The following is a 13,707-nucleotide window of genomic DNA, read 5'->3' on the forward strand; positions in this document are numbered from 1 at the left end:
GACAGATTGGGTTCGACAGCGTCTAAAACGTCCGTTTGGGACTCGATTAACTTATGGGTAAGAGACAGCGCTAAAGCACGGGGCTTTCTCCTCGATTCTCCGTAACGCGGCCCGGCGGCGTGGCGGCTCCGGCCGGGACGCTCACTCCAGCCGGCGCCGGATACCGGTGTCGACGGTGTCCCACCCGTACCCATCGAGCACCTCGCCGTCGACAGACACCGCCGGCGTGCCGGGGATCCCGCGATCCGTTCCCGCCCGTTTGTCGGCCTCCACGATCGACCGGTAGGGCTCCTGTTCGGCCGCCGCGGCGACCGCACACCCGTCGAGGTCGAGGTCCTCGGCGACATCGTGGACGACCTGGTGGCCCTCGTCCGACAGCTGGTCCTGGTTGTCGTAGACGCCCTTCGCGAACGCGAAGAACGTCCCGGCACCCGCGCGGTCCTGCACCGCACGGGCGGCGGAGGCGGCGCGCCACGACCACTCGTCGTCGACCGGGATCGGGAAATCGAAGAACCGGTACCGGATCTCGCCGGGATCGATATATTTCGATCTGATCTCCGGATAGACGTCCTGGGTGAACGTCTGGCAGTGCGGACAGGCGTAGTCCTCGAAGACGTCAACCGTCACGGCGGCGTCGTCGGGGCCGAGCGCCGGCCGCGGGAGCGACGACACGGACTCGAGTGACCCGACGTCGCACCCGTCGGGGAGCGCGCTGGCGGAGCCGCCGCCGAGACACCCGGTGGTCGTTCCGACTGCGGCGGCGGCACCGACCGCGGCGAGGTAGGCGCGTCGCGTGGTGGGCATACCCGCCGGAAGGTGGTGGACGTATATATACTCCCGGTCAACGGTGTCTCAGAGACCAGTCTGCACGGACTGCTTCACGTCGTCCGGACCGAACTGGCCGTCAAAACGCTCACTCCAGCCGGCGCCGGAGTTGGGTTCGTCGGTCGAGATATTCCGGGCCTCCTGCGAACGACGGGGGTGGTTCGTCGCACACGCTGTGTCCGGTGGGTCGGGCCGCGCGTTCCGAGGTGTGGCCACGGACTGTCGGTGACCGCTCACTCGAACCGTGCGTGGTCTGTCATCTCGACCTCGAACCGCGCGCCGCCGTCCGTTCCATCCGTCACAGACAGGGCCCAGCCGTGAGCTTCCACGATCCGCCGCACGATAGTCAACCCGAACCCGGTACCACCGTGTGCGGATGAATGTCCCGGCTCCAGCACCTCGTCGCGCTCCGCCACCGGAATGCCCGGTCCGTCGTCTTCGACGTAGATCTGACCCTCGGTATCGGACCCGACGCGGACAGTCACGTCGGGTCCACCGTGTTGAACGGCGTTTCGGAACAAGTTCTCGAAAACGTGCCGCAACCGGTCGTGATCGCCTTGGAAAGACACATCGTCGGCGATTTCGATGGTTGCGTCCGCGGTGTCGACCGTCGCCCAGGATTTTCCGGCGAGGTCGGTCAAACTGATCGACTCAGTCTCGCGTATGATCTCACCCTGGCGGGCAAGCGTCAGTGTGTCCTCGACTATTCCCTCCATTCGGTCGAGCGCGCACCGGAGTGATTCGAGGTGATCGCTCTCCACCTGCTCGGCGAGGAGTGCGGCACGACCCTGTGCGACGTTGAGCGGATTGCGCAGGTCGTGGGAGATAACGCTCGAAAACTCTTCGAGACGCTCGTTCTGCTGGCGTAGATAGCGCTCTCGCTCGACGCGGTTGGTCACGTTTCGAGTGATTCCAACGAGACGGGTGACCCTGCCGTCGGAGACCGCCGGCGCAATCTTCGTTTGCCAGAAGCGCGCTCCGTCACCGACCCGGAGTTCCTCCTGATACGAGATCGGTTCGCCGGCGTTGACACACCGGTGGTAGTTCGCTGCCAACTCGGCCCCCTGCTCCTCACCGAACACCTCCAGTGGTGTTCGACCCTGTACGGCCTCGGTCGTGATACCGGTTTGGCGCTCGTAGGACGGACTGAGACGCTCAAATTCGAATCGGAGGCCGTCCGCGGTTTCTCTGACGTTGATCAGGAAGATGGCGTCCTCCACGTTGTTCAAGAGGGCGTCGTACTCCCCGGCGAGCGCCTCGGCTTCGAGTTGGTACTCCTTCCGCTCGGTGATGTCCCGACTACTGAGGAGAACCCCATCGATGACGCCGTCACCGAGTCGGTTCCGAATCGTGGCTTCGATCCAGCGCCACGAGCCGTCGGCGTGGCGGAACCGGACTTCGACCGTTTCAGATCCCGATGGGTTCGACAGGACGGTTTCCAAGGCGTCGGCGTTCCGGTCTCGGTCTTCCGGATGGGTGAACTCGTCTACGTCGTGGCCGACCAGGTCGTCGGGTTCGTATCCGAGGATGCGCGTGACCGCCGGGCTGACGTAAGTTACTGTCCCGTCGGCGTCGATGACCGTCGTGAGGTCGTCTACCTCCTCAACGAGCGTCCGATACCAGTCGCGCTCGCAGTCGTCGTCCCGGCGGGGGCCCGTATCGTCTCCCATTGGTGGTAGTACGCCCAGTGCAGGTGTGTCTGTTTTGCACCCGTAGACTGTGGCAATTTTTGCAGGTGTTTTGCTCGATCGATCGCGCGACGCCGTGTGGCTGAGCGTGCGACCGGATACACACGCCGGTGTGTCTCCAGTCGAAGCGACACCGTTTCGAGTACGCTCGTGTATCGGTGATAATCCGTCGCTGAACGCGCCTGCCGCCTCCCGCGCGGTGCTCGCGGCACCGAACCCCGACCGACTCGGAGAGCCCGCCCGTTGCGGGCCGGACCACCGGTGTCGACGCCGAACCAGTCGACTTTTTACCGCCGCACGTCGCGTTCGCGTATGGAGTTCGAAGAGAACGACGCTGTAGTACTGCACGACAAACACAGCGAGTTCGACGGCGAGGAGGGGAGCATTACACAGGTGGTCAAGACCATGTTCGGCGACGCGACCTACACCGTCAGTTTCGACGACGGCCAAGAGGTCGGGATCGCGGCCGATCAGCTCGATCCCGCCGGGGCGGCGGACGACGACGGGGAGTAGACGGAGTTTTCCCGTCGGCGGTGTGAATCCCGTATATGCCCCGGATCCCGTTTCACTACGTCGACCTGCGGACGTTCTGCTATGAGACCGAACAGGTCACGCGGGTCGAACGCGCCCTCCGGACACTCCTGCCCGATGAGTTCGATGTGGAGCGGATCGAGAGCGAGGGCCACCACGGCGACCGGATCGTCGTCCTCTCGGCGCGGGTGGAGAACGCCGACGGTGTGCGGTACGTCCTGGCCCGCTTGGCACAGCTCCCGGAGTTCGAGCGACTGCTCGACGAACTCGACGACCGGGTCACCGACAACACCGAACTGTTTCTCCGGGTGGACAAGCAGGCGGCGTTTCGCGGCGAGGTCCGACGGGGTGACGGGATCACACTGCGTGCGAAGGTCGAAGCCTACCCCGCAACCAAAGACGCTGCCGTGGACAACGCCCGCGAGGCGCTCGGCCGCGCGGCAACGCTTGACCCCGACCGGGGCGACGAATGACTGGGCGTGTGGGCCCCCCGGTACGGCCGTGGGACCGACGTCCCGAAACCGTGGTGAGTGATCACAGCACGCGCCTCCGGGATGATAAAAGGAATTTTGATATACTCCCGCGAGAAGGAGTATATATCGGTGGACCCAGACCACCGCACCCACATCTATGAGTGCTGACCCGCCGCTAGTGCTCGTCGTCGAGGACGAACGGGACCTGGCCGACCTGTACGCGACGTGGCTGAGAGACGAGTACCGGGTCCGCGTGGCCTACGGCGGCCGCGAGGCCGTCGACGAACTCGACGACGAGGTCGATATCGCGCTGCTCGACCGGCGGATGCCCGACCTCTCCGGCGACGAGACGCTGGAAGCGATCCGCGAGAGGGGAGTCGACTGTCGGGTTGCGATGGTCACCGCAGTGGAGCCCGACTTCGACGTGGTCGAGATGGGGTTCGACGATTACCTCGTCAAGCCCGTCGCCCGGGACGCGCTCGAAGACACCGTCGAGAACCTCCTGCTCCGCAACACCTACGACGAGGGGATCCAGGAACTGTTCGCGCTGGCGTCGAAGAAGGCGCTGCTCGAATCCGAGAAGGATCCGGCCACCCTCGACACCAACGAGGAGTATCAAGAGCTGTCCGAGCGGGTCGCCGAACTCCGGGCCGACCTCGACGAGACGCTCGCCACCGTCGACGAGGACCACGAAATCGACGTTATGTACCGTGACCTCGGCGACGCGTTCGCGTTCGACGACGAGTCCGACACGGAGTAGCGCGACGTCGGGACACTCGAACCCCTCGCTGTTGATGTGGCCGATGTAGTGGAGGAACTCGGTGTCGGCTTTCAGCACCTCTCGAAGGGAGTCGGCGGGGAGTTCGTAGTAGGTGCGCACGTCGAACGGCAGCGACTCCCGGGACCCGTACACCGCCTCGACCGCGTCGCGCTCGGCGGCCATCCGCGGGTCGTTGCAGACGACGGTGATGCCGATGTCCCCCTCAACGGGCCCCGTGAGAGCCGGTTCCGGTACGCCGCCTCCAGGGCTTTGCTCGCGCCGATGGGGGTCCCCGGGCCAACCCACGCCTGTTCGAGCGCGTCGGTCTCGGGCGGTCGGACGTACGTCCGGGTTCGGTCGGGTCCGGGCTGTCCGCTCTGTGTGTCCGCACTCCGGGTGAACGTCCCCGTTCCCGGGGCCGGGGCGGGATCCGGCGTCGCATCCGGACCGGCAGACGGCGACGACGGCCGGCGGAGGAACCCGTCGACGGCCGCGGCTTGGGTGGCGGAGCCGCCGGTTGGCTCGGCGGTCGGTGTGGTCACAGTCACCAGGTCGTTGGCGAGAAACGGAACTGACTCGACGTTCGATGCGGTCGGCGTGACGTAGGCGGTGAGCTTCCACCGCGGAGCGTGGGCCTCGATGGTCCGGTCGGGCACGTCGAGGTACGCTTCGAGCCGTGCGCCGATCGACCGGCCGTACAGGTCGGCGAAGTCGAGCCCAACGTCGGGAGCCAGGTCCGGCTCGAGGGCGGTCCGCTCGTTGAGGTCAACCCGGTAGAAGCCCTCGGTCCGGGTGAGACGGTCCAGGAAGAACGTCCGTTTGAGCAACCGTTCGACGTCGCCCTCGAGGTCGCCGTCGGCGCCCAGTTCGCGGGTGAACCCGGTGTCGGTGACGAGCCGGGGTGTCGAGCCGGGGGTGACCGTCGCTCCGAGGCGCCGGCGATCCGGTGCATCGTGTCGCCCGTTCCGGCACAGGGGCAAAAACGTACTGGGGAGAGTTACCAGCTCGCGGCGACCGGGAGCCACTCCGAGGTGACGTCGGCGTCACGGAAGTGCCACCGGTCGACCGCCTCGGTCCCGTCGAGGCGCAGTTCAATAATCGCGTCGAAAAGCGGCGCCAGCAGTCGGACGCTCTCGGCGTCCAGCGGCCGCGACACCCGGACGTGGCCCATCCCGCCGACGCTCCGGATCTGGTAGGTGAGCAGGTGGAACAGCCGGAACACGGTCCGTTTGGGGTACGCCGACAGGAGGGGGACCACACAGTCGAACGCGACCCGGAGTTCCGCGGGATCCAGCCCGCCGACGACGTCGTCGAACCACTCGATTGCACCCCCAACAGCGGCCCCGAGGTCCGCAACCGACCCGTTGACGGACTCGGCCACTGCCGCGTACCCCTCGTTGTCGGTCGAGTCTGCGGTCGCACCCGAGTCGGTGTCGGGAGCTTCGGACGTCCAAGACTCCCCTTCGGTTTCCGGAGCGTCGGCGGCCGCAGTCGACCGGCGGGACGCGATCCGGTACCTGAAGACGCGGGTCCACTCGGGGGTCCAGCGGGTGACGTGATCGAACCGCTGGTCCGGGCTGGGGCGGTGCTCGACAACCAGTCGGCGCCGGTCTGGGCCCTCTCCGAGCAGCCGCGCGGACAGCCGTGTGTAGGCGGATGCCGGGACTGTCCCGACGACCAAGACCGCGCTCCCCCGGGATTTCAGCTCGTCGAGAGCGGTCGCGACTCCGACAGTAGTGCCCGGAACAGCCCCGTTGACACCGCCTCTGCGCATCGTTCGTTGTGTACGCCGAGGTTGAATCCGTTAATAGGTTTTGATTTCCCGGTGATAGGTTCGCCGGGGGTGCGCGTCGAAACCGCGGCGGAGCGAACTGGTCTATGGGCACGGGAAGCGTCGGCGCGTCTGTGGGTCACCGGCGAGCGGTCGCGGACAGGGCCCGGTCAGTCGGGGCTCACGAACGACTCGATCCGGTTGAGCGCGGTCTTCAGTTCGGGCATCCCCGACGCGTACGACACCCTGAGGTGGCCGCGGCCGCCCTCGCCGAAGACCCTGCCGGGAACCAGCGCGACCCGCTCTTCGTGGATCAACTCCTCGGCGAACGCCTCGTCGTTTTCCCACCCCGGGGGACACTCCGGGAAGACGTAGAAGGCGCCTTTCGCCTCGAAGCAGTCCATCCCGAGTTCGTTGAACCGTGAGATGACGTAGTTGCGTCGCCGGTCGAACGCCCGCCGCATCTCCGCGAGGGCGTCGTCACAGCTCTGCAGTGCCTCGATCGCGGCGAACTGCGCGGTGGTCGGCGCCGACAACATCGTGTACTGGTGGATCCGGTTCATGGCACCGACGATCTCGGGCGGTCCCAGCGCGTACCCCAGCCGCATCCCGGTCATAGCGTAGGCCTTCGAGAACCCGTTGAACACGATCGTCCGCTCGGCCATTCCGGGCAGGGTCGCGATCGAGACGTGGTCGTCATCGTATCTGAGCGCCGCGTAGATCTCGTCGGAGACCACGAAGAGGTCGTGCTCGCGAGCGAACTCGGCGACGTCCGCGAGTTCCTCGCGGGTCATGACCGCACCGGTCGGGTTGTTTGGGTAACACAGCACCAGCACCGACGCCGCCTCCGCCCCGGCGCGTTCGAGGTCACTGTATGTCAGTGCGAACTCGTGTTCGAGGCGCGTCGGCACCGGCAACACCTCCCCACCCGCAAAGGAGACGGTCGGCCCGTAGGAAAGATACGACGGTTGTGGGACCGCAACGGTATCGCCGGGATCCACAAGGGCCCGCATCGCGAGGTCGACCGCCTCGCTCGCGCCGGTGCTCACCAGGATCTCCTCGTCGGGATCGTACGAGAGGTCGTACCGCCGGACGTGGTCTGCGATCGCCTCGCGGAGGTCACGTCGGCCGCGGTTCGCGGTGTAGGAGGTCCGACCGCGCTCCAGGGAGTCGATCGCGGCGCTGCGGGCGGCCCACGGCGCCGAGAAGTCGGGTTCGCCGACCCCGAGCGAGATCAGGTCGTCCATCTCCTCGGCCAACTCGAAGAACCGCCGGATCCCCGAGGGCGGCGTCTCCTGCGCCCGCTGGGAGAGGTGGCTCGACTCCCCGGTGTGTTCGTCCTCGGACTCCCCAGTGCCGGCGGTCATGGCGAGATGGCGAGACGATCGTCGTCGTCGCCGTCGCCGAAGTAGACGCCGCGTTCCTTGTACGTCGTCATCACGAAGTGTGTCACCGTCTGGGTGACCTCCGGGATCGGGGCGATCTGATCGGAGACGAACCGCGAGACATCGTGCATCGACTCGCCCTCGACATCGACCGCGAAGTCGTAACTTCCGGAGACCAGCCGGAGCGACGAGACCTCGGAGAACTTCGCGATCCGGGTGGCGATGTCGCGGTACTTCGTCTCGCGGTCGAGTTCGACGTTCAACTCGACCTCGGCGCGGACGTGGGACTCGTCGACGTTGTCCCAGTCGACGACCGCCTGGTAGCCGCGGATCGCGCCCTCCGACTCCAGCTCGTCGACCAGCGCCTCGACCGTTGCTGCGTCGGTGCCGAGCTGTCGCGCGATGTCCTCGGTGCTCTCGCGAGCGTCACTCAGCAACAGGTCGAGCAGTTCCCGCTTCGCTTCCATACTGGATCCGAAGCGTGCCCGGTTGAAATGGTTTGCTCTCCGGGGGACGCCGGGACCGGCCGAGGAGCGGACCTGTCGGGGGCGCGACGGGACGCCGAGTGGGAAAGGTCCAATACCCCGGGGGCCGGCCTCCCGAACGATGGTCCTCTCGGAGGTCTTCGTCTCCCCGCTGGGGTTGGCGGCCCTGCTCGCGGCGCTGCCCGTCGTCGTCCTCTATCTGATCCGGCCGGACCCCCGCCGGCTCCGGCTGCCGACGACCCGCTTTCTGGTCGACGCCGACGGCACGTCGTCGTCGCGGCCGCTGTTCCGGCGGCTGCAACGCAACGTCGTTCTCCTGCTGCAACTGCTCGCGATCCTGCTCTTCGCCCTGGCGCTCGCGACCCCGTACGTACCGGCGGCCCAATCGGAGACCGTCGAGGAAACGGTCGTGGTGGTCGACGCCACCGCGAGCATGAACACGGAGTCCGACGGCGCGACCCGGTTCGAGCGCGCGGTCGACGCCGCCGGCGACGCGACCACGTCGACAACCTCCATCGTGGTCGCCGACGACGGGGCGTCGGTGCCGCTCCGCGCAGGGACGGCGGCGGACGCCGAAGAGACCCTCGGAACCCTCCGGCCGACCGGCGCGCCCGGCAACCTCCGGACCGCGATCTCGCGGGCGACGAGCCTCGCAGGCGAGAACGCGCGGGTGGTCGTCGTCAGCGACTTCGCCGGCGCCAGCGAGTGGCGGAGTGCGGTTCGGGCGGCGGAAGCACGGGGGCTCACGGTCGACCTCCGGCAGTTCGACGGCGGCGGCGCCGACAACGTCGGGATCGTCGACCGGAGCTTCGCCGGCGAGGAGGTCACGGTCTCGGTGCGGAACTTCGGGAGCGAGACCGTGACCCGCCGGGTGTCGCTGGGCGACGAGCAGGAGCAGGTCGAACTGGCGCCGGGCGACGTCCGCACCGTCACCGTTCCCGTCCCGCCCGACGGCGGCGAGGTCCAGCTTTCACCCCGGGACTCGTTTCCGATCGACGATGTCGCGTACGTGGCCGCGCCGGCGGACGCCACGGTCGACGTGCTGGTGGTCGCGAACGACCGAAACCGGTATCTCGAGACCGCACTGTCGGTGATCGATCCCGTTGAGGTGACGAGAGTCGCGCCGCCGGGGTCGGTGCCGGACCTGCCCAACAACGCCTACGACGTGGTGCTCTACACCGGCGTCGATGCTGGGGAGATCGGTGACGAACACGTCGCCGCCGGGCGCGACGCGGTAGCGGCGGGCGGCGGCGTCGGGATCCAGGCCGGCGAGTCGATGCCGGTGGGGGCGTACGGCGACCTGCTACTGATCGACCCCGACACCGTCGCCTCGACCCAGACGCTCGCGACGCCCGCCGAGGCGGAACTCACCCGCGACCTCACGTTCCCGCCGCCGGAGCGGTACCTCCGGGGCGAACTCCGGTCGGGCCGGGCGGTGCTGTCGACGACCGACGGGACACCGATCGTCGCGACCGACACCCGCGACGGCGGCCGGGTGCTCTACTACGGCTACATCGAGTCGGCGTCGACGTTCAAATACGACTTCGAGTACCCGGTCTTCTGGAAGCGGAGCGTGTTCGCGTTGGCGGGGCGGGAGTCGCTGCCGCGACTGAACCTCGCGACCGGCGACCGGCTCCCGCTCGACGGCGAAACCACGGTCGAGACGCCGCGCGGCGAGGTGACCGCGGCGTCGCTCTCGGCCTCGGAGCCGGGGTTCTACACCGCCGGCGGTGTTCGGTACAGCGCGTCGCTGCTCGATGCTGGCGAGTCGGCGGTTGTCGCCCCGGACGTCGAAGCGTCGACGAGTGACGGCCCGACAACCCGGAAGGAGGAGCGGACCGCGCCCGACCCGCTGACCGAGTTCGTCGCACTCGGTGTCGTTGCAGCCGTGTTGGGGGAACTGGTGGCGCTCCGCAGGCGGGGTGACCTCTGATGGTCGCGGTCGAACTCACCGACGTGCTGTCGGTCGGGTTGTCGCGGCCGGCGTTCCTGCTCGCGTTCCCGGCGGCCGCGGCCGCGGTGTGGGCGCTGCTGTACCGGGGGGCGTCGGGGACGGCGTCGCCACGGTCCCGGAAGTGGCTGTTCGCGGTCCGGGTCGTGGTCGTCGCCCTGGTGGTGCTTTCCGCCGCGGGGCCGTACACGGTCCAGCCCCGCCAGACCACGGGGGATCCGAGCGTCACGCTGCTCGTGGATCGCTCCGACAGCACGGCGGTCACGCCTGACGTTGCCGACCGGCTCTCCGAGGACATCGAGGCCGAGGGGGTGGCGGTCCGGCGGGTGCCGGTGGGCGCCAACGACTCCTCGCCGGTGGGCGACGCGGTCGCCGCGAACCTCGAAGAGAACGGCAGCATCGTGCTCCTCAGCGACGGCCGGGTGACCGGGGGCCAGTCGCTGGGGGCCGCGACGGAGCTCGCGCGGTCGGTCAACGCGTCGGTCTCCGTGGTCTCGCCCGAACCCCGGACCGCGGAGCGGTACGTGACGGTCGCCGGCCCCGAGAAGGCGAGTCTCGGCGTCGAGAACCGGTTCACTGCGAGAGCCGACGGTGTCGGCGGGAACGTCTCCGCGACGCTCACGGTGCGGGTCGACGGCGAGCAGGTCGCCAAGCGGACGGTCGAAGACGCGCCCGCGACCGTCGAGTTCAACCACACCTTCGAGACCAACGGCACCCACACGGTGACCGCCGAGGTCGACACCGTCGACCGGTTCTCCGAGAACGACGTGTTCAGAAAGACCGTCCGCGTGGTTGAACGCCCCGAGATCCTGTATGTCTCCGACGGGGAGTACCCCTTCAGCGAGTATCTCGGCGGGCTCTACGACGTCAACACCGCCGACGAGGTCCCGGCTGATCTCTCGCCGTACTACGCGGTTGTCGTCCAGGACACGCCAGCTACCGAGGTGGGGAACGTCGACCGCCTCCAGGAGTTCGTGATCGGCGGCGGTGGGCTGTTCGTGGTCGGCGGCCCGAACGCGTTCGAGCGCGGCGGCTACCGGGGGTCGAGTTTCGCGTCGATGCTCCCGGTGTCGATCGGCGAGGGCCAGCGCAGCGCCACCAACATCGTCCTGGTGGTCGATGTCTCCGGCAGCGCCGAGGACGGGATGCGGGTCCAGAAAGCCGCCGCGTTGTCGGTACTCGACCAGCTCGGTGACGAGAACGAGGTCGGGTTGGTCGGGTTCAACTTCCAGGCGTACCGCGTCTCCGCGGTCGAACCGCTCTCGGAGAACCGCGGCGAACTCAGAGACAAGATCCGGCGGCTCCGCGCGGGCGGCGCGACCGACATCGCCGCGGGGGTCCGGGGCGGCGGCGAACTCCTCGGCGACCGCCGGGGGACAGTCATCGTCGTGAGCGACGGCGGCGACAACCCGGACGACGCCGCCGCGGCCGCAGCACAACTCTCCGAACGTGGCGTCCGAGTGATCACCGTCGGTGCGGGCGAGCGACTCAACGAGCGGACGCTCCGGACGGTCGCGGGCGGCGGCGGCGGGAGCTACTTCCGGGCGACCGAGACCACGCGGCTGGGGATTCTGTTCGGCGGCGCGGGCGCGGCCGGCGGGTCGGGGCTCGTTGTGTTGGACCGGCGGGCGTTCGTCACGTCGGGCGTCACGCTCACGTCGTCGCCCGAGTCGTTCAACGACGTGTCGGTCCGGCGCGGCGCGGACTACCTCGTCGCGGGGTCGAACGGCCAGCCCGCGCTCGCGTCCTGGCGGTACGGGCTCGGCCGGGTCGCGGTGCTCACCGCCCACGACGGCGACGGCACCCTGGGCGGGTTGCTCCAGGAGCCGGATTCCCTTCTCCTCACCCGGAGCACCAACTACGTTATCGGTGATCCCGAGCGGAAAGCCACCGGGATAACCGGGATCCCCGACACCCGCGTTGGCGAGTCGACGACGGTGACGTACCGCGGGCGCGACCGCCCCGCGGTCGAGGAACCCGCGTTCCGCCGGGTGGGTGAAGAGACGTTCCGGGCGTCGGTGACCCCTACCGAGCCGGGGTACGTAGAGGTGCTCGGCGCGGCGTACGCCGCGAACTACCCGCGGGAGTACGCCGCGTTCGGGCCGGCGCCGGAGCTGGATCGGCTGGTCGACGAGACGGGTGGTCGGGAGTTCACCGCGGCGCAGGGCACGCGGATCGCGCGCTTTGCGGCCCAGGAGGCCAGCGGGATCCGTCCGGTCGAGACCGACTGGACGTGGCTCCCGCTCGTGCTCGGGTTGGTGCTCTTTACGCTGGAAGTGAGCTACCGGCGGCTTCAAGTCCGTCGCCGAAATACCACGCCCGACGGAGGCGCCCAGTGACGTTCGTCGGCCGGCCCCTGAGCCTCGCGGTGGTCGCGACCATCCTGGTCCTCGCGGCGGGGACCGTGGGAGCGACGGTGCTGTACAGCGCCGGCGTGACGGAGGTCGGTGCCCAAAACGAGCAACTCAGAGCCCAGAACGAACAGCTCCGGGAGAACCTCGCCTCGGCGAGAGACCGGATCGAGACGCTCGAAAACCGGGTCGACTCGCTCCGGGGGCGGTTGAGCGCGCGAAACGAGACGCTGACCGAGGTCCGGTCGGAACGCAACGACGCCCGGGACGACCTTCGGTCGGTCTGTGACCAGGTGCGCGGGGAGAACGTCAGCCTGCCCGAGGAGTGTGAGAATGTCGGATCCGAGTGACGACCCCGACGGAGATGGCGACCCCGTCGAGTGGCTCGACGAGATCGAGTGGTCAGACAGGTCCCCATCTGGGGAGTCCCCGTCCGGCAACGACGATGTGGGTGGTGATGACGCGGTCGATGCCGGTGCTGAGGGCACCGACGGCACCGGATACGGAGGCGAAGCCCGAAACGCCGGTTTCGGCCTCGGGAGCGCTGACTCCGACTCCGACTCCGACGGCACCAGCGCCCCGAGCGCCACGACCGATCGGATCGCCGCGGCGCTGTCGGCAGTCAGGCGGGAGGTTTGGAAGGCCGCGCTCGTCCACGCCGCGGTCGAAGGTGCGCTCGTGGCCGTGGTCGCGAACCTCCTCCTGTCGCTCGCGACGCCCGCGGCGCTGTCGGGGTCGGTGCCGCTGCCCGGCGTCGTCTTCGCGGTGCTGCGGGGCGTCCCGGCAGTCGGCCCTGTCGCGCCACGGACCGTTGGGGTGGCGTCGATCGCGGCGGTCGGCGTCGGGAGCGTCGGGTTTGTGGGGGCGTCCCTGCTCCGACTTCGCCGGCCGTCGGTCGAACGGTTCGAGGCGGCGAACCCGCCGGTTCGGGAGGCGCTGCGGACCGCCCGCGACGCGGTTGACGGCGGCAGCGACACCGAGATGGCGCGGCGGCTCTACGCCGACGTGATCGCGACCCTCAAAGAGACGTCGACGCTGGAACTGGTTGACGCCCGGCGACTGAGTGTCACAGTTGTGCTCGTTGCGGTTGTCGCGGTCGCGAGCGTGCAAATCGCGGTGATCAACCCCGACCTCGCGGGTGTGCTTGCCGGCGGCAGTGGCCCCGGTTCCAACGTCGAGCAGCCCGACGACGACGAACTCCAGGACGGCGACGACATCCTCGGCGACGCGGAGGACGTCGAAGCCGGCGACGAGGTCGAGAACATCACGGTCCCCGGAACCGGTGAGGGCGACGGCGAGGGGCCGACCGCGCCCGGCGGCGGGACCGGCGGCGCCGGCGGCAGCGGGGAGTTCGACAGCCAGCAGGCCGGGTACGCCGGCGACGAGCGGATCGAGGACGCCGAACTCGTCCGGGAGTATAACCTCCGGATCAGGGAGTTCGACGACGGAGACACACAGAACGATGACGACACGGCGTAACAACACCC

General features: G+C 68.5%; 13 protein-coding genes. 7 read left to right on the top strand and 6 right to left on the bottom strand.

The window, feature by feature from the left end; genetic code table 11:
* Positions 1 to 141: 141 nt before the first annotated feature.
* Both IEX72_RS09865 and IEX72_RS09870 read right to left on the bottom strand, forming a co-directional pair.
* Entirely contained in the window at positions 142 to 804 is a 663-nt protein-coding gene (locus tag IEX72_RS09865; protein WP_188787220.1) for a DsbA family protein, read from the bottom strand.
* Positions 805 to 1,058: 254 nt separating this feature from the next.
* Positions 1,059 to 2,495 (bottom strand): PAS domain S-box protein, encoded by a 1,437-nt coding sequence (locus tag IEX72_RS09870; RefSeq protein ID WP_188787221.1) that lies wholly within the window; start codon positions 2,493 to 2,495, stop codon positions 1,059 to 1,061.
* 330 nt (positions 2,496 to 2,825) lie between these two features.
* On the opposite strand from IEX72_RS09870, the gene IEX72_RS09875 reads away from it, so the two are divergent.
* From IEX72_RS09875 to IEX72_RS09885, 3 genes are all read left to right on the top strand, one after another.
* Positions 2,826 to 3,026, top strand: coding sequence for a DUF1918 domain-containing protein (locus IEX72_RS09875; RefSeq protein ID WP_188787222.1), 201 nt, complete (start codon positions 2,826 to 2,828; stop codon positions 3,024 to 3,026).
* Between the two features lie 35 nt (positions 3,027 to 3,061).
* Positions 3,062 to 3,517, top strand: coding sequence for an RNA-binding protein (locus IEX72_RS09880; RefSeq protein ID WP_188787223.1), 456 nt, complete (start codon positions 3,062 to 3,064; stop codon positions 3,515 to 3,517).
* Between the two features lie 157 nt (positions 3,518 to 3,674).
* A complete protein-coding gene (locus IEX72_RS09885; protein WP_188787224.1) occupies positions 3,675 to 4,277 on the top strand; it encodes a HalX domain-containing protein in 603 nt (200 codons plus the stop codon).
* A gap of 71 nt (positions 4,278 to 4,348) precedes the next feature.
* Here the strand turns inward: IEX72_RS09885 and IEX72_RS09890 are convergent, their stop codons facing one another.
* The 4 genes from IEX72_RS09890 to IEX72_RS09905 all read right to left on the bottom strand — a co-directional run bounded on the left by IEX72_RS09890 (position 4,349) and on the right by IEX72_RS09905 (position 7,900).
* Positions 4,349 to 5,257, bottom strand: a complete 909-nt coding sequence (locus IEX72_RS09890; RefSeq protein WP_188787225.1) for a hypothetical protein — start codon at positions 5,255 to 5,257, stop codon at positions 4,349 to 4,351.
* Positions 5,258 to 5,274: 17 nt separating this feature from the next.
* Positions 5,275 to 6,051: a DUF7504 family protein gene (locus IEX72_RS09895; protein ID WP_188787226.1), complete on the bottom strand. Its 777-nt coding sequence runs from the start codon at positions 6,049 to 6,051 to the stop codon at positions 5,275 to 5,277.
* Positions 6,052 to 6,218: 167 nt separating this feature from the next.
* Positions 6,219 to 7,415, bottom strand: a complete 1,197-nt coding sequence (locus IEX72_RS09900; protein ID WP_188787227.1) for a pyridoxal phosphate-dependent aminotransferase — start codon at positions 7,413 to 7,415, stop codon at positions 6,219 to 6,221.
* Complete coding sequence (locus IEX72_RS09905) at positions 7,412 to 7,900, bottom strand: Lrp/AsnC family transcriptional regulator (protein WP_188787228.1); 489 nt, start codon at positions 7,898 to 7,900, stop codon at positions 7,412 to 7,414. Before IEX72_RS09905 ends, IEX72_RS09900 begins: the two co-directional genes overlap by 4 nt.
* 139 nt (positions 7,901 to 8,039) lie before the next feature.
* Here IEX72_RS09905 and IEX72_RS09910 point away from each other — a divergent pair, with 139 nt between their 5' ends.
* Genes IEX72_RS09910 through IEX72_RS09925 form a run of 4 tightly spaced genes read left to right on the top strand, consistent with a single transcriptional unit; the run spans position 8,040 to position 13,699 of the window.
* Positions 8,040 to 9,851, top strand: coding sequence for a DUF7408 domain-containing protein (locus IEX72_RS09910; RefSeq protein ID WP_188787229.1), 1,812 nt, complete (start codon positions 8,040 to 8,042; stop codon positions 9,849 to 9,851).
* A complete protein-coding gene (locus IEX72_RS09915) occupies positions 9,851 to 12,208 on the top strand; it encodes a vWA domain-containing protein (protein ID WP_188787230.1) in 2,358 nt (785 codons plus the stop codon). The genes IEX72_RS09910 and IEX72_RS09915 overlap by 1 nt, the downstream gene beginning before the upstream one ends.
* Entirely contained in the window at positions 12,205 to 12,570 is a 366-nt protein-coding gene (locus IEX72_RS09920; RefSeq protein WP_188787231.1) for a hypothetical protein, read from the top strand. Before IEX72_RS09915 ends, IEX72_RS09920 begins: the two co-directional genes overlap by 4 nt.
* Positions 12,554 to 13,699, top strand: a complete 1,146-nt coding sequence (locus IEX72_RS09925; RefSeq protein ID WP_188787232.1) for a DUF7502 family protein — start codon at positions 12,554 to 12,556, stop codon at positions 13,697 to 13,699. The genes IEX72_RS09920 and IEX72_RS09925 overlap by 17 nt, the downstream gene beginning before the upstream one ends.
* The last annotated feature ends 8 nt before the right edge of the window (positions 13,700 to 13,707 follow it).

Source organism: Halobellus salinus (assembly GCF_014646875.1).
Lineage (GTDB): Archaea > Halobacteriota > Halobacteria > Halobacteriales > Haloferacaceae > Haloquadratum > Haloquadratum salinum.

What these genes read in the sequence shown, in the direction of transcription:
- IEX72_RS09915 (WP_188787230.1), top strand. Translation starts at nt 9,851, where the DNA reads ATGGTCGCGGTCGAACTCACCGACGTGCTGTCGGTCGGGTTGTCGCGG.
- IEX72_RS09875 (WP_188787222.1), top strand. Translation starts at nt 2,826, where the DNA reads ATGGAGTTCGAAGAGAACGACGCTGTAGTACTGCACGACAAACACAGC.
- IEX72_RS09905 (WP_188787228.1), bottom strand. Translation starts at nt 7,900, where the DNA reads ATGGAAGCGAAGCGGGAACTGCTCGACCTGTTGCTGAGTGACGCTCGC.
- IEX72_RS09895 (WP_188787226.1), bottom strand. Translation starts at nt 6,051, where the DNA reads ATGCGCAGAGGCGGTGTCAACGGGGCTGTTCCGGGCACTACTGTCGGA.
- IEX72_RS09910 (WP_188787229.1), top strand. Translation starts at nt 8,040, where the DNA reads ATGGTCCTCTCGGAGGTCTTCGTCTCCCCGCTGGGGTTGGCGGCCCTG.
- IEX72_RS09900 (WP_188787227.1), bottom strand. Translation starts at nt 7,415, where the DNA reads ATGACCGCCGGCACTGGGGAGTCCGAGGACGAACACACCGGGGAGTCG.
- IEX72_RS09865 (WP_188787220.1), bottom strand. Translation starts at nt 804, where the DNA reads ATGCCCACCACGCGACGCGCCTACCTCGCCGCGGTCGGTGCCGCCGCC.
- IEX72_RS09870 (WP_188787221.1), bottom strand. Translation starts at nt 2,495, where the DNA reads ATGGGAGACGATACGGGCCCCCGCCGGGACGACGACTGCGAGCGCGAC.
- IEX72_RS09885 (WP_188787224.1), top strand. Translation starts at nt 3,675, where the DNA reads ATGAGTGCTGACCCGCCGCTAGTGCTCGTCGTCGAGGACGAACGGGAC.
- IEX72_RS09925 (WP_188787232.1), top strand. Translation starts at nt 12,554, where the DNA reads ATGTCGGATCCGAGTGACGACCCCGACGGAGATGGCGACCCCGTCGAG.
- IEX72_RS09880 (WP_188787223.1), top strand. Translation starts at nt 3,062, where the DNA reads ATGCCCCGGATCCCGTTTCACTACGTCGACCTGCGGACGTTCTGCTAT.